This window comes from Cryobacterium sp. Hh7 (assembly GCF_004403155.1).
In the GTDB taxonomy this organism is placed as follows: domain Bacteria; phylum Actinomycetota; class Actinomycetes; order Actinomycetales; family Microbacteriaceae; genus Cryobacterium; species Cryobacterium levicorallinum.
The window spans coordinates 1-17631 of sequence record NZ_SOHG01000020.1; the positions used below are offsets into that span (position 1 = coordinate 1).

A 17631-nucleotide genomic window follows, 5' to 3' on the forward strand; every position below is an offset into this window, starting at 1 on the left:
AACACTATCCGGCCGCGCGGTCGTCGTGCGCGTCTCGGACGGCGCCGAACTCGGCTCGGCCGTGCTCGACTATCCCCACGCGGTCATGGACACCACCCTCGCGGCCACGGGCGCGAAGCTGCCACCGGAGTGGGCCCTGCAGGTTCCCCAGGACTACGTTGCCGTGCTGAAGAGCGCCGTTCCGGCAGCACTAGCCAGTGCGGGAATCGACCCGGCCCGGGTCATCGGCATCGGCACCGACTTCACCGCCTGCACGATGGTTCCGGTCATCGCCGACGGCACCCCGCTCAACGAGCTGCCGGAGTACGCCGACCGTCCACACGCCTACGTCAAGCTGTGGAAGCACCATTCTGCGCAGCCGCAGGCCGACCGCATCAACGATCTCGCGTTCGAGCGCGACGAAAGCTGGCTGCCCCGCTACGGCGGGCTCATCTCCAGCGAATGGGAATTCGCCAAGGGATTGCAGCTGCTCGAGGAAGATCCCGAGTTGTACGAGCGCATGGACCACTGGGTCGAGGCCGCGGACTGGATCGTCTGGCAGCTCACCGGCCGGTATGTGCGCAACGCTTGCACCGCCGGCTACAAGGGAATCCTGCAGGACGGCGAGTACCCGAGCGAGAAGTTTCTCGGGGCGCTCAATCCGGCTTTTTCCCGGTTCGCCCTCGACAAGGTGAGCCACGAGATCGGCCAGCTGGGAGCATCCGCCGGCACCCTCACGGCCGAAGCCGCGGCCTGGACAGGACTACCCGAGGGTATTCACGTCAGCGTCGGCAACGTCGATGCGCACGTCACGGCACCGGCCGCGCGCGCCGTGAACCCGGGCCAGATGGTGGCCATTATGGGCACGAGCACCTGCCACGTCATGAATTCGGATCGACTCGCCGAGGTGCCCGGCATGTGCGGCGTCGTTGACGGTGGCATCGTCTCCGGGTTGTACGGGTACGAAGCCGGCCAGTCCGGCGTGGGCGACATCTTCGCCTGGTACGTCAACAACCAGGTTCCCGAACGGTACTTTGCCGCGGCGGAAGCTGCGGGCCTGAGCGTGCACCAGTATCTGACCGAGCTGATCAAGGACCAGCCGGTCGGCGGGCACGGCCTGATCGCCCTCGACTGGCACAGCGGCAACCGTTCGGTGCTCGTGGACCATGAGCTCTCCGGCCTCGTGCTCGGCACGACGCTCACCACCCGCCCGGAGGAGATCTACCGCGCCCTGCTCGAAGCCACGGCGTTCGGCGCCCGCACCATCGTGGTAACTTTCAACGCCAGCGGAGTGCCGGTGACCGAGTTCATCGTGGCCGGCGGACTGCTCAAGAATGCGTTCCTCATGCAGACCTACAGTGACATTCTGCGGATGCCCATCTCCACGATTGACAGCGAGCAGGGGCCTGCACTCGGCTCCGCCATCCACGCTGCCGTGGCCGCCGGCGCGTATCCGGACGTGCGCGCGGCGGGCGAGGCCATGGGCAAGCTCAACCAGAACGTGTACACGCCCGATGCCGAGTCGGCCACGGCCTACGACCAGCTCTTCGCCGAGTATTCCCTGCTGCACGACTACTTCGGCCGCGGCGCAAACGACGTCATGCACCGGCTCAAGGGCCTCAAACGCGATGCCGGCGCGGCGGCGTGACCACCTGCCTCGACGCCGCGATCACCTCATACTTCAACCGCTAGCAGCACAAGGAGCACTCAACCCATGCCTTCTCTCACCACGACCCTCGACCACGTAGAAGTCTGGTTTCTCACCGGCAGCCAGAACCTCTACGGCGAGGAGACGCTGCGGCAGGTCGCCGACCAGTCCAGAGCCATCGCCGACGCGCTCGGCGCGTCGAGCGATATCCCGGTGAAAATCGTGTGGAAACCGGTGCTCAAGGACTCCGAATCGATCCGCCGGGCGGCACTCGACGCGAACTCCGACGACGCGGTGATCGGCCTGATCGCCTGGATGCACACCTTCTCGCCCGCGAAGATGTGGATCTCCGGGCTCGACGCTCTGACCAAACCGCTGCTACACCTGCACACTCAGGCCAACGTGGAGCTGCCCTGGAGCGAGATCGACTTCGACTTCATGAACCTCAACCAGGCCGCCCACGGCGACCGCGAGTTCGGCTACATCCAGACCCGGCTCGGGGTATCCCGCAAGACCGTCGTCGGCCACGTCTCCAACCCGGCCGTGACTCGCACCATCGGCACCTGGACCCGCGCTGCCGCTGGCTGGGCGGCCAGCCGCAGCATGAAACTCGCCCGGTTCGGCGACAACATGCGCTTCGTCGCCGTCACCGAGGGTGACAAGACCGAGGCCGAATTGCGCTTCGGGGTGCAGGTGAACACCTGGCCGGTCAATGAACTCGCCGAGGCAGTGCACGCGGCAACGGATGCCGAGATCACCGCCCTGATCGCCGAGTATGAAGAGCGCTACGACGTCGTTCCCGAATTGCGCACCGGCGGCGAACGCCACGAGTCGCTCCGCTACGGCGCCGCGATCGAGATCGGGCTCAAGTCCTTCCTGGAGGCCGGCGGCTTCAGCGCCTTCACCACGAGCTTCGAAGACCTCGGCGCGCTTCGCCAGCTGCCCGGCCTTGCCGTGCAACGCCTGATGGAGCAGGGCTACGGCTTCGCCGGGGAGGGCGACTGGAAGACGGCCATCCTCGTGCGCGTGGCCAATGTAATGGGCGCCGGTCTTCCCGGCGGTGCGAGCCTCATGGAGGATTACACCTACGACCTCACCCCCGGGGCCGAACTCATCCTCGGCGCCCACATGCTCGAGGTCAACCCGGCGCTGGCGACCGAGAAGCCGACCCTCGAGATCCACCCGCTCGGCATCGGTGGCCGCGAGGATCCCGTGCGCCTCGTCTTCAACGCTGCCCCCGGCCCCGCGGTCGTGGTCGCGATGAGCGACATGCGCGACCGGTTCCGTCTCATCGCGAACGTCGTCGAGGTGGTCGAGCCCACCGAGGCACTCCCGAAACTCCCGGTCGGCCGCGCCGTCTGGCGTCCGGAGCCCGACTTCGCCACGTCAGCCGCAGCCTGGCTAACCGCCGGCGCCGCCCACCACACCGTCATGTCGACGGCCGTCGGCATCGACGCCTTCCAGGACTTCGCCGAGATCGCGCGCACGGAGCTCCTCGTGATCGACAAGTCCACCACCCTGCGCGACTTCACCCGCGAGGTGCGCTGGAACCAGGCCTACTATCGGCTGGCACAGGGAATCTGATCCCGCCGGGCCGAGTTCGGTCTCGAACTCGGCCCGCCTGCTCACCGCGGGGGGGGTCGCCGCACCTTGCTGGCCCGCCGCCTCGGTGCCCCGGTGCCTCGGCGCCTCGGTGCCTCGGTGCCTCGGTGCCCCGGTGCCTCGGTGCCTCGGGCTAGGCTGGCGCGTATGACTGCTGCCAGCGCCGCCCGAATCATCGTCCTGCCGAATACGCCGGCCCCGAGCATCGCCGAGAGCGCGTTCGTCGCTCCGGGCGCGGTGATCGTGGGCAATGTCACCCTCGCCGACCGGGCCAGCGTGTGGTATAACTCCGTGCTGCGCGCCGAACTGGAGCCGATCACGATCGGGGCCGGCTCGAACCTGCAGGACAACGTCTCCTGCCACGTCGACACCGACTTTCCGCTCACCCTCGGCACCGGCGTCTCGGTCGGGCACGGCGCCGTGCTGCACGGCTGCACGATCGAAGACAATGTGCTGGTCGGTATGGCCGCGACCATTCTTAACGGCGCCGTCATCGGCACCGGATCCCTCGTCGCTGCCGGAGCCGTCGTGCTCGGCGGAACCGTGGTGCCGCCCGGATCCCTCGTGGCCGGCGTTCCCGCCAAGGTTCGACGCCCGCTGACCGACGACGAGATCGACAGCATCCGTCACAACGCGCAGAACTATTTGGAACACACCGAGCTGCACCGCGCCGCCCTCGCCTAAAAACAGAAACCCAACCGCACGTTCAGGGGACTTTGGGCGAGTGTCGGTGAATTCTCAAGGTGCTGGTGCGAAAGTATTCACCAGAGTCATGCCGGGATTAGTCCGGCCCGGGCGGCCTCCAGGCTACGGCATGCTTTCTTCTGACGAGGGCGGAAGCTGTTCGCGGACACTGAGATGCAGGCCGACGTGGCGCCTATCGGCGTCCGAGGCGCGCATAGAGCGGGTCAGCGCCGACCTACAGACCAGACCAGACCAGACCAGCGTGGGCTCACCTCGGCTCATAGCTCAGGTATTGATGATTCACGCCTGGCTTACCGTCACTGCAGCCGACCCAACAGAGTAGCAATACAAGTAGAAAGCCACAACGCCCGCCCCGAAGCTTAGGCATAAACTGAGTTGACCCGGCAGCTCCCGCAAGCACGGCCCGGAAATTCTCCCGTTGATTCGCCACTGCGGCTGGCCTGGTCTCGACCGTCCCCTGTATAGAGGGCCGCAGTACAAAATATCACCCGTGCACGGGTGATGAGAATGCTGCGCGTTGCCCGCCCGCCAGGCAGGCAAAAAATCAGTGGGCCCGAATGGACGAATCTTAGCCGCTCGGACTGACCGCGGCCAGCCCCCCGGATGGGTCGTACCGACACATATCCCGGCCCCGATACTGTGCAGTCACTGGCACTTGAGAAAAATTCAAGTTGACCGCAGGCCTGGCATCTTCCGGCGGGAATCCCCCGAAGCACGCTCGACCGGCGCCTTCCAGCAACTCCTGTTCCCCCGAACTGCAGGGAATCCATGAAGGCACCATACCGTCGACCTCGTCGACCCACCACATTCTGCTACCCCCCAATATTGGCTACTTCCGCCCTTAACCTCGCCCCGAACGCGAGTGCCCGACTGACGAACGAGTGACGGACTCCGGAGCCTCACCCCCAGAGGCCAGCGTCACCCCCACCGCCGACGTCGACGAACACGCCGACATCGGACCGGGAACGCTGATCTGGCCACTCGCCCAAGTGCGCGAGCACGCCGTTCTCGGCCAGAACTGCATCCTGGGGCGGGGTGCGTACATCGGTCCCGGCGTCACCGTCGGCCACAACTGCAAGATACAAAACTACGCCCTGATCTACGAACCTGCACGCCTGGGAGATGGAGTATTCGTCGGCCCCGGAGCGGTCTTCACCAACGACACCTTTCCGCGGGCAGTCAATGTCGACGGCACACGTAAAGCCGCTGAAGATTGGAATGCCGTCGGCGTGCGCGTGGGTACGGGTGCCTCGATCGGTGCGCGCTCCGTCTGCATTGCTCCGTTGACGATCGGGCGATGGGCAATGGTCGCTGCCGGTGCCGTCGTGACCCGGGATGTACCCGATTTCGCCCTGGTCGCCGGGGTGCCCGCCCGACGCATCGGCTGGGTAGGTCGCAGCAGCAACCCGCTGACAGACGACGACGGCGGCGGCGGCGGCGGCGGCGGCGGCAGATCGTCTGTCCAATCACGGGCGACAGGTATTACGAACGCGACGGTTCGCTCACAGAGGAGCGGCCGTGACCTGACATCACGCACGTCGGAGCAGCCGACTCGTCCGTTCTCATCGTGAACGCCAACCTCTTTGGAGATGCAGATGACAGTCAATGAATCTCGAATCGTGCTGGGCGGGTCGGTTGTCGACCTGCTGGAAATGCAGGATGCGCTGGGACGCATTTCAAATCGCCTCACCAATAGAGTGGGTGCGCCCCTCGCTGTGGCTTCGGTGAACCTCGATCACGTACATCATTTCGGAACCGGTGCACAATTGGCCGGAATCCTACACCGTGTGCCGCAGAAGACTTCTTCGGGGCCGGTCGAATGGCTCAAGCTAATCGACGGAGCACCGCTTGCCGCCCACGCGCGACGCTTGACCGGGCGCGCCTGGCCACGGCTCGCCGGCAGCGACCTGATCGGGCCCATTCTCAAGCGAGCCGAGCACCTGGGTATTCGTGTCGGCTTCCTCGGCGGCACGGAAGATACGCATCAACGTTTGCGCTCCGAGTTCGCGCTCTCGCAGCCACGGATGCGGGTGGCCGGTTACTGGGCGCCGAGTCGCCAGGTCGTATCTGACCCGGTACGCTCGGCAGCTCTCGCTGCGGAGATCAAGAGTGCCGATGTCGACTTGCTGATCGTCGGGCTCGGAAAGCCGCGGCAGGAATTGTGGATCGCCGAACACGGCGCACAAACGGGGGCGACCGTGCTGCTTGCCTTCGGCGCCGTCGTGGATTTTCTGGCCAGACGGATTCGGCGCGCTCCGCGCTGGATCTCTGCTTACGGTCTGGAGTGGGCCTGGCGGCTGGCGATCGAGCCCACCCGCCTTGCCTCTCGCTACCTCGTTGACGGTCCGGCAGCCTACCTTCTGGTGCGGCGCACGAGCAGGACCAGGGCCTTATATCCAGGCTCCAACCGGCCATCCCCATCCCAGCCGCCGCTTCCCGTCGTCGCAGAGTCTCCCCGCAGCACACACAAGGGGACTCCGTACGGCACCATCATCATCCCGGCCCACAATGAGGCCGACGTCATCGAACGCACCCTCGGGTCGATCGCCGAGTTGGCCGCACACGGCCAGGTCGAGGTCATTGTGGTCTGCAACGGATGCACGGATGAGACGGCGGCACTCGCCCGCCGCTTCGCCGGAGTCGTCGTGCACGAGATCGGGACCGCTTCAAAACCGTCCGCAATGAATCGCGGCGATGACGTGGCGCACTCCTGGCCTCGTCTATATCTCGATGCCGACATCGAGATCGCCCCCACCGCGGTGCTCGAAGTATTCGAGGCGCTCCGGTCGGAGTCGCTTCTCGCCGTCCGCCCCACCTTCGCGTACGACACCACCGGAGCCTCCTTACCGGTGCGCAGCTATTACCGGGCCCGAATGCGCATCCCGGTGTCGAAGGATGCGCTGTGGGGAGCCGGCGGATACGCACTCAATGCCACCGGCCATGACCGTTTCGGCCGCTTTCCCGAACTGACGGCCGACGACGCATTCGTTGACGGCGTCTTCACCAGCGCCGAGAAACTCGTTCTGGTGACGATTCCGACCCGCGTGCGCACGCCGCGCCATACGGCCGGGCTGCTGGCTGTGCTGACCAGGCAGCGGCGTGGCGTCGTGGAGCTCTCCGCCGCCGAATCAACCCGGAAGCGACTAATGGCGCTCCTTTCCTCGGTGCGGTGCCCCTCCGACGCGGCGGATGTCTGCTGGTATACCGCACTCACGGCGACGGCCCGGGTTCGATCGCGCTGGGCGACCCGCGCTTCTCCCTCGTTGTGGGAGCGGGACGTCTCAAGCCGAACAGCCGTGCACCGCCGAATCCCTCCGGCTCTTGCGCCCCCTTTGGGGCATCCACAAACCTCCGAGCCCCGCGCTAGTCTCATCGTCGCAGGAGATGAGTAACGCTCAGCGGACCTCCTGCTGACGCCAGCATCCAGAACATCATTGACAACCATTCGTTCGACAAGGAATCCACATGGACGCACTCCGAACTTCATGTATGAGCAACGGTCCCACCCGGGAACCGCTTTGAGAGAGCACCTTCTATCGATAGTCAAGCGTCGAGAGCTGTGCCACCGAATAGGCCTGCCCACTGGCCCGTCACGAACACCGCCGACGTAGCGAAAACAATCTGATAAAACGAATCATCAAAGTACGCATACACATCACTCAGCAAAGATGGATCGGCATCAAACCACCTCTTCTCCAGTTGACGTTGAAAACGCAGATGCGAAAATCAACATTCATCCTCTCGAATTCATGGCCTATCAAGGTGTGGTGCGTGTCTGACCAGACGCGGGAGTGTCGTAGTGCGAATTTTCCTGGCCGACAAGCTCTGCATCGCATTCGATAAGTTTTTGCGTTCTTTGAACTATCACGCATTCTATGGAAAGACTACAATGACCGAGATCGCTTCGCTCTATCGAGATATGCTTAAAATTCTTCCCACAAACACAAAAACTTCTATTCACGTCTTTGTCGTTTTTTCCAGCGCCCTGGCGGTGCTGGATCTGATTGCCTTAGGACTTTTAGCAATTTCGCTCACAAGCATGCTGAACAGCATGCCGATCGATTTTGGACCTTTTGGTGTACTAGGGAAGAATAGTTATGTAGCACTCATAGCGACCATCTGCGGACTGATAGTAATCAAATCGGTCGCCAGCCTATTCCTCCAGTGGCTGTCCGCTCGTAGGTTTGCGCACGTGCAACTACATCTCGGCGCTGACCTGCTTGCTTCTTACCTCCGCATGCCCTGGATTCTGCGCTCACAAACCAGTTCTCCTGAACTAGTTCGAACGGCCGACGTAAGCGTATTCAATGCTGTACTCGGGTTCTTGTACCCACTGGTTAGCATTCCCGCACAATTGTCGACACTTATTGCAGTCCTAGCCGTAATCGTTATTGCTCAACCGTTGACAGCCGTTCTCATCGCTGCATACCTAGGGCTCATCGCCGCAATTCTCTATGCCCTAGTCAATAAGAGGGCCAAGTCAGCTGGCGCCATAAATAGGTCCATGAGCGAGAAGATTAATGTTTTTATAACAGAGATGGTGGCGTCGATGAAGGAACTAACTCTGCTTGGCAAAATCAATGATGCTGAGAGCATCATCTTTGATCTTCGCGAAAAGAGCACGAAAGCCCAGTCCACGATTGTGTTTCTATACGGCCTGCCGAAATTTGTCTTTGAAATTGCCTTAGTGGGTGGGCTCGTCTTGGTGGGTGGCATAACGTACGTCATCGGAGGAATTGATTCGGCCATCTCATCCATTGTAATTTTTGCTGTTGGAGGATTCCGAATGATCCCCTCTATTTCCCTCCTGCAAAGTGGATTGACATATGTCTCGGCAAACGTGTCACACGTCAGGGGCGTGTTGAGTGATATCGAATTCGCAAATTCCATTGACCGAGAGGTCGATGCTGACACAGCAGCAAATAGGTTGAATAAGATTCCCGAAGTATTTTCATTGCAGGAAGTTTCTTTCCGATATGCTGAAGGTGACAAACTCATCCTTCAGAATCTTTCCCTTAATGTAAAACTCGGTCAGCGCCATGCTATCGTCGGCAAGTCGGGGTCGGGCAAATCAACGCTCCTAGATATAATTCTTGGACTTCTCGAACCGGAAAAGGGACGCGTTCTGCTGGATGGTGTTCCCATGCAGGCTGCGCTGCACTCCTGGCAGCACAGAATTGGTTATGTGCCCCAGAACGTCACGCTTCTTGACGGCACTCTGGCGCAAAATGTTGCCCTAGTCTGGGACGCGAATTTCGACCAGTCACGCGTGGACGCCGCGCTCAGAGACGCTCAACTCGAATCATTAGTCGGCTCACAGACACGCGACTCCCTCGTTGCAAACGCAATAGGAGAGGCCGGCATACGGCTCTCAGGTGGCCAGCGACAGAGGTTAGGTATTGCGCGGGCTCTTTACGGCAAGCCAGAAATCCTGATACTTGACGAATCAACGAGTTCATTGGACACGAAAACGGAGGCAGACATCATGAATTCTGTTACTTCGATCCCTGGACTGTCCGTGATCGCAGTTGCACATCGCCTCTCTACTATCCGCAATTTTGATTGCATTACGTATCTCTCTGAAGGCAGGGTGCTGGCGAGTGGCTCATTTGAGCATCTCGTATCTGTCATCCCTGAATTTAGGGCTCAGGCCGAACTGGCTGGACTCATCAACCCCTAATCTCTGCGCTCAGTGGATGTCTGCTGTGTCCCACTCTCACGGCCACGGCCCGGGTGCGATCCCACTGGGCGACGCGAACTTCTCCTCCGGTGTGGGAGGGGGACGTCTCCAGCCGTATCGCCGTGCACCGCATTGTGCCGATGGTTCTTACACCCACTTTGGGGGCGTCCGCATGCCCCGCACCGCACGCTAGTCTCATCGTCGTACGGGATGAGTATCGCTCAGCAACATTTCTGCCGAGCTAGCACGAAAAAAAATTCGACGCCTTCTCGACCGGTAAAGGAAACCACGTGGACTCGCCCCCTGATTCTATGCAAGAGCCCACGGCTCCGCCGGGAACCGCTTTGAGCGGGCAATTCGATTACGCCGCGGAGAGTGCCGCCGACGTGGATATCGTCATCGTCACGTACAACAACGCAGCGGATATCGACGCCGTGCTGAACAGTCTGCCGGCCGGGGCGCCGAACCTGCGCCTGCGGGTCGTTGTCGTTGACAACGACTCCACCGACGAGACTCTGCTCAAACTTGCGGCCCACCGGCAGGTTCGGGTGCTGCGCAGCGGCGGCAATCTCGGCTATGCCGCCGGCATCAATATTGCTCGTCGCGACCTTGGCCAGTCACGCGCATTGCTGATCCTGAACCCAGATGTCGAGGTGATGCCCGGCGCGATTGCCGCCATGTACGGCAGCATGGCTCAAACCGGCGCGGGAATAGTGGTTCCGCTGCTGCACGACTCGGCCGGCGTGCGCCAGCCTTCCCTCCGTCGAGAACCGTCGATTTCACGCACTTTCGGCGAGGCGCTCTTCGGCGATCACCTCGGTACTCGGCCGGGCTGGTTGTCCGAGATCGACCGCAGGGTGTCACACTATGGGATTGCCCGATCGGTGGAGTGGGCGACCGGTGCTGCCCTTCTCATCGATGGAAACCTCGCTGAACGGCTCGGGGACTGGGACGAGAGATATTTTCTGTACTCGGAAGAGACGGATTTTTTTCGACGCGCCCGCCAGGATGGGGCGGTTATCTGGTTTGAACCGGCTTCCGTCATTCGCCACCGGCAGGGCGGATCAGGCCAATCAGACGGTCAAACGGCGCTCATGGCCGTCAACCGGGTTCGCTATGCGCAGGTATGGGGAACGCGCACACATGCCGCCTGGATTCGAGGTGCGCTTCTGCTCCATGCCTGCCTGCGAGTGAACCAACCCGCCCAACGCCATGCCGCCGCGATACTGGCCCGCCGTCGCCGTTGGCAGGAACTGCCACAGGCGCCCCAGACCGGTGCCGCGACTATCGGCAGGGAAGTACTATCCAGCATCGAGCACGTGCTGTTGACCCGGTTCAATCTGCCCTCCGCAGGACCGGAACGGGTGATGCGGGCGCAGGAAGACTCGCTCGCCGAGCGGATCATCCTGTTTGAACGCTACTGTGTGCCGTCGGTTCGAGCCCAGACCAATCAAAACTTCACCTGGATCATCTACTTCGATCCCGAGAGTCCCCTCTGGCTGCGGGAGCACGTGGCCGTTCTTCAGACGGACAGCATCTTTCAGGCGGTATTTCGTTCCTCGGTGAGCCGCTCCGAACTGTTCACCGATATCCGAGCGGTCGTTGATCGAGAGCGACAGGTGCTAATCACCACCAATCTGGACCCTAATGGCGCCCTCGCCACGAATTTTGTGGATCGACTACAGCACGCGGATGCCCCCGCGCGCCGTGCTGCCCTAAACATCACGACCGGTCTCTTTGCGGGTCGAAACGGTTTGTACTTGCGGCGGGATGCCCACAACGCCTTCTGTTCCGTGCGAGAGAGTTGGGACGATCCCGTTTCCTGCTGGGCGGACTGGCACACCCACCTGGGTCAGTCCATGTCAGTGGTCGAAATCGAGGGCGCCCCGGGCTGGCTCCAGGTGGTGCACGGCTCGAATACCAACAACTGGGTGCGCGGTCGACTCGTCTCTCCGCTGCCCTACGTCGATTTGTTCGGGGCGCAGCTCAACGCGATCACCGTGCCCGAGCGCCGACGGATGCTGGTCGACCGTCTGGTCTCGGTGCCAAGCAGAAACGCGCGACAGGCGCTACGCGCCGGGGCGAAATGGGTGACCATGCGGCTGTTCGGTCCGGCCGGGTTGGAAGACATCAAACTCCGGTTCGTTCGGTGGGTCCGATGACGACTCGCAGCCTGATGCAGATCCTCGCGCGGCGGTGGTATGTCGTGATCGTGGTGCTTATGCTGACCGGCCTCGTGTATTTCACCCTCGCGCGGCCTGGCTCCTATTCCAGCCAGGTTCAGGTTGTCTTCGTCGCCCCGGGAGACGTCGCTCTCGCGCCGTTTAACGACCAGCGGAGGGAGACCCTGGTCAGTTTCGCCGCCGCCATTGAGAGCGAAATGAACAACGGACGCCCCACCGACCGGCTAGCTGAGCTGGCCCCTCTTTTCGGCGCCGGGGTCGATCAGGGCTACCAGGTGCTGCTGCCCAACCGCGGCGGTCAATGGCAATACAGTTTTCCAGATCCGGTGCTCACGGTTCGAGCAGTGGGACCCAGCCCGGAGTGGGTCATCACAACCGTCGACGGGCTGGTCACGCGCATCGATGCTCTGGTCACTGACCGGCAGCAGAACAGCGGAGTGGCCGTCGTGGATTTTATTCACACCGAGCAGGTGCCGAATGATACGGCCGTAGATTATTTCGGAAGCTCCACCAGTGCCCGTACCCGGGCACTGGTTTCACTCCTTCTTGTCGGTCTGGCCCTCTCATCGTTCTTGGCCGTGATGTTCGACCGACTATCGCAGAAAGTGCACACGCAATGACCCTCAGCAATTTTCTGAAGAGTTTGGCCCGACGCTGGCATCTACTCCTCGGTGCACTCACGCTCACCACGAGCCTGTGTCTCCTCGCCTATTCCGCCGTGCCCCCCACCTACGAGCGTGCGGCCAGTGTTATCCTGCTCCCGGGCACACAGACCATTCCCACCGGCGGAAACCCCTACCTATATCTCGGCGGCCTCGGCCAGGCCAGTGAGATTCTGGTGGCAGCGATGAACGCAAGCTCGGTACGACAGGATATTCTGCTCGACTACCCGAGCACGCAGGTCTCCATGGCTCGAGACCCAGCCAGCAGTGGCCCGCTCATCGCGGTATCAGCGTCGGGGCCGAGCGATGCGGCGGTGACCGCGGTTCTGGACAGGACGCTAATAGCCATCTCCGAGACTTTGTCCGCGCTGCAAGTTCAAGCGGAGGTGCAGGCCACGGCTCAGATCGACGCCCTGCAACTCACCGAAGAGCCCACGAGCGTGCTTGTGCTCACGGATCAGTTCCAGGTGGTGGCCTTGGTGGCGGCCGGCGGCATAGTCTTGTCGCTGCTCGGGGTGGGGTTCATAGACGGGCTACTCCTATCTCGGCAGCGCGGCCTGCCCGCCAGCTTCCTCGAGTGATCGCCTCGCCTGCAGTCATCCTGAGCATCTCCCGGCAGCGACCAGACGGCCAGACTCGAGGTTTCGACGGGCTCACCGTGCTCACGGTATACCTAGTTCTTCTCTTTGCGGTGCCGTCCAACCTGACCTTCACTGCGCTGGGGTCGGCCGGGCGGCCAGCATCTCTGTGGGCCCTATTTGCCGGAATGTGGTGGTGCTGGTGGCAGGTGCAACGCCAGGCGCAAACGGGCTGGCGACCCCAGCCCGTTCGACTCGCCGTCTTCGGTTTGCTCATCATCGGCGCGTTCAGCTATTCCACCGCGCTGTTGCGTGGGCTTCCAGCGGACGAAACGAACCCGGCCGACAACGGCATTCTGCGCCTGGCGGCCTGGGCCGGAATTCTTCTCGTGGCCAATGACGGCCTACGCACCGTCGACGCGTTGCACCGACTACTACGACGCATCACCTGGGCAGTCGCTGTTTTGGCCGTCGTCGGGATCGCCCAGTTTCTCACGGGAAATCCATTAATCGACTGGATCTCCATTCCCGGGATGAGCAAGGACCTAACCGTTCTCGACGCCCGTGGCGGTTTTATTCGAGCCTCGGCGACCGCCATCCATCCATTGGAATACGGCGTGGTGCTCTGCCTTTCGTTTCCTCTCGCCATCGTGCTGGCGCTGGAAGACAGAACTCGTACCCTGATCGCGCGCTGGCTTCCGGCTGCGCTAATCGCCACCGCCTCGGTGCTCTCGGTATCTCGGTCGGAGCTGGTCGGACTCCTCGTCGGTCTGGTCGTGCTCTTCCCCAGCATCTCCGCGAGGGCTCGACTGGTTCTGGGAGCCCTGGGCGTGACGCTTGCCGGTGTGATCGCCATTTTGGTGCCGGGCCTCTTGGGAACCATTCGCGGGCTCTTCCTTGGAATCGCGACGGACCCGAGCACCCTCTCCCGCACGAGCAGCTATGAGGCCGCAGCTGAGCTGGTGAGCCGGTTCCCCTTCGTGGGAAAGGGTTTTGGCACGCTCTTGGTCCGCTATCACATCTTCGACAACCAGTACCTGCTGCTGGCCATCGAACTCGGTCTCCTGGGGCTCATCTCTTTTCTCGCGCTCGTGGTCACCGCGTTCGTCTCTGCCGGTCTGGCTCGCGAGTGCGCGACCACTAGCATCGACCGCCAGCTAGCCCTGGCCCTGCTCGCGTCCACCCTGTCCGGGGCCATCATGTTGGCCTTATTTGACGGACTATCCTTCCCGATGTCAGCGGGAATGCTGTTCCTCTTTCTGGGCCTCTCCGGCGCCGCACTCCGACTTTTCTCGACGGTCCCGGTACCGGCATCCGCTCAAACGATGCTCACGCGGTAGACGTGAAAGCTGTATTCCTCGGCGAAGGTATCGCTGAATCGCGCGTCAGGATCGACAGTCAGGGTTCAACGCTTGCAACCGTCGCTCCTTGCATACCGGGCGGCAGCACCCCTGCTGCCGTTTGCGCGCTGACGGTCTGGGCGGCCTGGTCGACTGCCTGGGGTCCGGCCCTATCGCGTTCCGTACACCTCGTCTTCGAGGATCCGCACGGTGTCGGACTGTGCCCGGCTCCAGCCGAACTGTCGGACAGACTCGGATGCCGCCCGTGCCGCGTCGTTGCCATCCGGCCGCGTCACAACCGCGCTGAGCGCGGCGGCGAGTGAATGCGGCGTTGCGTTCGCCCACGCGACGTGGTCGTTCACCAGATCCGCTCGCGCGTGCACTAAGTCGTTGACAACGGGGATGGTGCCCGCTGCCAGCATCTCTTCCGCTACCAGGGAAATGTTGGTGAATGACATGGCGAGCCCGGCGATGCTGGAGTTGTAGAGCTCGTTGAGCTCGGCAGGGGACAGTCTGCCGTGCTGCGTGGCCGGGAATGGGAGCCCCGTTACCTCCGACCCGAAGAGGTGGATGTCGACGTCTGGGTGGCGCTCGTGGAATTGTTGCAGCGCGAGGCGCGCCAGCCAGAAGCCGCGGCGGGGCACATCGGGCCGTGCGTAGAGCACCACCCCCGTGCGCACCCGGTCGGGAAGCGGCCGATACACCGACGTATCGCAGCCGAACTCGGTCACGTCCGGCGAGATACCCACCTCCGACCTCAACAGCCGGGCGACCATCTCGCCCAAGGCTATGGTACGGAAGCCGAGCCGGTAGGAGTCCTCTGCCAGCGAGTACATCGACCCACGTGGGTAGAAGTACGGTTCGAAATCCTGCACGAAGTAAAGCCTCCGCATCGGCGAGGTGCCGCGACGAGCGAGCACATGGGCGGAATCCCACGAGGAAGCGACGCACGCGTCGACGCCGGAGATCCCGGCCGCGGCGTCATGGACTCCGGCGCGGATGTTAGGCCACCAGTCACGGATGACCCGCTCGTGTTCGCGGGCGTCGCCGCCGTACCGGTCGTAGAGAAATAGGTCGCATTGATGACCGGCCTGTTCGACCGCTTCTATCATCCGAAACAGGGTGGTGTGCCCCCCGGAGCCCGCCTGAGGAGGAGTCATTACCCACCCGATCCGCAGCGGCTGCGTCCGTGGCGGACGGTGTTGGGGAACGACCAGGTCCAGGCGCCTCAAGTCGGGGATGTCGTCGTCGAACAACGGCTGGTCCAGGCTTGCTGCATCCAGCCTGCCGTAGGCATATCGGGTGAGCCTCTGCGCGAGCCCTCGCGGACCGTCGGTTCGGATGATGCGGGCTGCCTTGACACCCTTCGATACGAGCGTCATCGGGAGCGGCTTCCCGAGAGCTGTAGGGACTTGTCGTGGCTGCGGTGCCCCCATGTCGAGGCTTCAATTGCCAGAGCATCGATATCGCCGGCCGCGAGAATCTCCACGAGCTCGGTGACGACCGTCGCCCGGCCATGGCGGTCGGCGCCGACCTGCGCTCGATATACTTCCCGGTCGCAGCGGCGGCTTGCCTCAAAATTCCGGGCCAGATTCGACCCCCAGCATCCGGCGCCAATCACGGCGATTCGTAGTTTTGCGATGATAATTGCCCGCCTTGTCGAGTTTTGTGCGCGGAAGTTGGAGTAGCGGCCCTGTCGCTTCGTTACGCGGGAACAACTTCATGACTGAGATGTGCATGCAACCGTCGCGCTCATGCTGACGAGAAGTCGAACTTTACTCACGACTGAACCTTGGCATGCTCCACCTTGTTAGCGCTTGCCCCCGAACAGGGGTTCGTCGAAGTTCAGTGAGACATGCCACACTCAGCTGTTCGTCAGTTTCAGCAGCTGATTCGGACGCCTTCGGACCGGCCCCATCGGCACCGCGTGCGGCTTACTCGCCGACGACTTCATCATCCAGCAGGCACCACGCCAGATCCATGTACTCAATGCGCCTTCACCGGCCGCCACGAGCGCCCTCGAGATCGCCCAGCACGTTGCGAACGCAGCCACAACAGAGCTCTCCCGACTCGGCAACTGAGTCGGTCTGCCAGGGCGGGCTCGCGCCCTTCGGAATCTGCTCGTTACGCGAGCAGCGACTGCTCGGCGGCCTTGACGACGTTCGAGACCAGCATCGCGCGGGTCATCGGGCCGACGCCACGCGGATTCGGCGACAGGTGCCCGGCGACAGCGGCAACATCGGGATGCACGTCACCGGTCAGGCGGCCTTTGCCGGTGACTTCGTTGTGCACGCGGGTGATTCCCACGTCCAGGACGGCGGCGCCCGGCTTGATCCAGTCGGCCTGGATCAGGTGCGGCACTCCAACTGCGGCCACGACGATATCGGCACGGCGCACCTCACCGGCGAGGTCGACGGTCCGCGAGTGCGTCAGGGTGACGGTCGCATCGAGGCCTTTGCGGGTGAACAGCAGGCCAAGCGGGCGACCGACGGTGAGGCCGCGACCGACCACGACGACCTTTTTGCCCACGATCGGCACGTCGTAGCGGCGCAGCAGCTCGACGATTCCGGCCGGGGTGCACGGCAGCGGGGAGCGCAGTTCGCCCTCGATCCCGAGCACCAAACGCCCGAGGTTGGTCGGGTGCAGGCCGTCGGCATCCTTCGACGGATCGATCAGTTCGAGCATCGCGTTCTCGTTGTGGCCGACCGGAAGCGGCAGCTGAATGATGTAGCCGGTCACCTCGCGGCTGTTATTAAGATCCTTGATGGCGGCACGCACGTCGGCACTGGTCGCCGAGCCGGGCAGGTCGATGCGAATCGATTCGATGCCAACCTCGGCGCAGTCGCTGTGCTTGCCGGCGACGTAGGTCTCCGAGCCGGGATCATTGCCGACCAGCAGGGTGGCCAGTCCGGGCACGACACCGTGCGCGCGCAGGGCCACGATGCGATCGCGAAGCTCAGCCTTGATATCAGACGCGGTCTTGACGCCGTCGAGTGTGATTGCCGTCATTTGCGGTTCCCTACTGTTGTGGTTCAGGTCGGTACTGTCGTCCAGGTCACTCGGTCGGGGCCCGGGCCCCGTCCGCGGGCCCAGGTTATAACGTGGGCCCAGGGACGGGGCCCAGGCCCCGGACAAAGGTGCGGCGGAGGTACATTGCGCGAGTAACTCGCAGGCGGGCACGAGAAGACGGATGCTGCCGGCCAGGCCGGCCGGCAGCATCCGTTCTCGAAGGANGCAGGCGGGCACGAGAAGAC

General features: G+C 62.9%; 12 protein-coding genes. 10 read left to right on the top strand and 2 right to left on the bottom strand.

From position 1 onward, the window contains the following. From araB to E3T43_RS08105, 10 genes are all read left to right on the top strand, one after another. On the top strand, positions 1-1627 hold a 1627-nt coding region (gene araB / locus E3T43_RS08060), incomplete at its 5' end, for a ribulokinase (protein WP_134472027.1). A gap of 66 nt (positions 1628-1693) precedes the next feature. Next, positions 1694-3211, top strand: coding sequence for an L-arabinose isomerase (gene araA / locus E3T43_RS08065; protein WP_134441061.1), 1518 nt, complete (start codon positions 1694-1696; stop codon positions 3209-3211). A gap of 165 nt (positions 3212-3376) precedes the next feature. Next, positions 3377-3913, top strand: a complete 537-nt coding sequence (locus E3T43_RS08070) for a gamma carbonic anhydrase family protein (protein ID WP_134472028.1) — start codon at positions 3377-3379, stop codon at positions 3911-3913. A 902-nt stretch (positions 3914-4815) separates the two neighbouring features. Beyond that, positions 4816-5505: an acyltransferase gene (locus E3T43_RS08075; protein WP_134472029.1), complete on the top strand. Its 690-nt coding sequence runs from the start codon at positions 4816-4818 to the stop codon at positions 5503-5505. 24 nt (positions 5506-5529) lie between these two features. Continuing rightward, a complete protein-coding gene (locus E3T43_RS19200; RefSeq protein ID WP_241978873.1) occupies positions 5530-7326 on the top strand; it encodes a WecB/TagA/CpsF family glycosyltransferase in 1797 nt (598 codons plus the stop codon). A 407-nt stretch (positions 7327-7733) separates the two neighbouring features. Further along, a complete protein-coding gene (locus E3T43_RS08085; protein ID WP_134472030.1) occupies positions 7734-9614 on the top strand; it encodes an ABC transporter ATP-binding protein in 1881 nt (626 codons plus the stop codon). 311 nt (positions 9615-9925) lie between these two features. Further along, positions 9926-11776, top strand: coding sequence for a glycosyltransferase (locus tag E3T43_RS08090; protein WP_134472031.1), 1851 nt, complete (start codon positions 9926-9928; stop codon positions 11774-11776). After that, positions 11773-12417, top strand: a complete 645-nt coding sequence (locus E3T43_RS08095) for a hypothetical protein (protein WP_134472032.1) — start codon at positions 11773-11775, stop codon at positions 12415-12417. The genes E3T43_RS08090 and E3T43_RS08095 overlap by 4 nt, the downstream gene beginning before the upstream one ends. After that, entirely contained in the window at positions 12414-13040 is a 627-nt protein-coding gene (locus E3T43_RS08100) for a hypothetical protein (protein ID WP_134472033.1), read from the top strand. Before E3T43_RS08095 ends, E3T43_RS08100 begins: the two co-directional genes overlap by 4 nt. After that, the gene (locus E3T43_RS08105; RefSeq protein ID WP_134472034.1) at positions 13037-14377 is read left to right on the top strand and encodes an O-antigen ligase family protein; all 1341 of its coding nucleotides are present in this window, start codon (positions 13037-13039) and stop codon (positions 14375-14377) included. The genes E3T43_RS08100 and E3T43_RS08105 overlap by 4 nt, the downstream gene beginning before the upstream one ends. A gap of 170 nt (positions 14378-14547) precedes the next feature. Here E3T43_RS08105 and E3T43_RS08110 read toward each other — a convergent pair whose 3' ends face one another. Beyond that, positions 14548-15759 (bottom strand): glycosyltransferase family 4 protein, encoded by a 1212-nt coding sequence (locus tag E3T43_RS08110; protein WP_134472035.1) that lies wholly within the window; start codon positions 15757-15759, stop codon positions 14548-14550. A gap of 742 nt (positions 15760-16501) precedes the next feature. Then, complete coding sequence (locus tag E3T43_RS08120; protein ID WP_134441059.1) at positions 16502-17386, bottom strand: bifunctional methylenetetrahydrofolate dehydrogenase/methenyltetrahydrofolate cyclohydrolase; 885 nt, start codon at positions 17384-17386, stop codon at positions 16502-16504. Between the last annotated feature and the right edge of the window lie 245 nt (positions 17387-17631).

What these genes read in the sequence shown, in the direction of transcription:
- araA (WP_134441061.1), top strand. Translation starts at nt 1,694, where the DNA reads ATGCCTTCTCTCACCACGACCCTCGACCACGTAGAAGTCTGGTTTCTC.
- E3T43_RS08070 (WP_134472028.1), top strand. Translation starts at nt 3,377, where the DNA reads ATGACTGCTGCCAGCGCCGCCCGAATCATCGTCCTGCCGAATACGCCG.
- E3T43_RS19200 (WP_241978873.1), top strand. Translation starts at nt 5,530, where the DNA reads ATGACAGTCAATGAATCTCGAATCGTGCTGGGCGGGTCGGTTGTCGAC.
- E3T43_RS08090 (WP_134472031.1), top strand. Translation starts at nt 9,926, where the DNA reads ATGCAAGAGCCCACGGCTCCGCCGGGAACCGCTTTGAGCGGGCAATTC.
- E3T43_RS08095 (WP_134472032.1), top strand. Translation starts at nt 11,773, where the DNA reads ATGACGACTCGCAGCCTGATGCAGATCCTCGCGCGGCGGTGGTATGTC.
- E3T43_RS08100 (WP_134472033.1), top strand. Translation starts at nt 12,414, where the DNA reads ATGACCCTCAGCAATTTTCTGAAGAGTTTGGCCCGACGCTGGCATCTA.
- E3T43_RS08110 (WP_134472035.1), bottom strand. Translation starts at nt 15,759, where the DNA reads ATGACGCTCGTATCGAAGGGTGTCAAGGCAGCCCGCATCATCCGAACC.
- E3T43_RS08120 (WP_134441059.1), bottom strand. Translation starts at nt 17,386, where the DNA reads ATGACGGCAATCACACTCGACGGCGTCAAGACCGCGTCTGATATCAAG.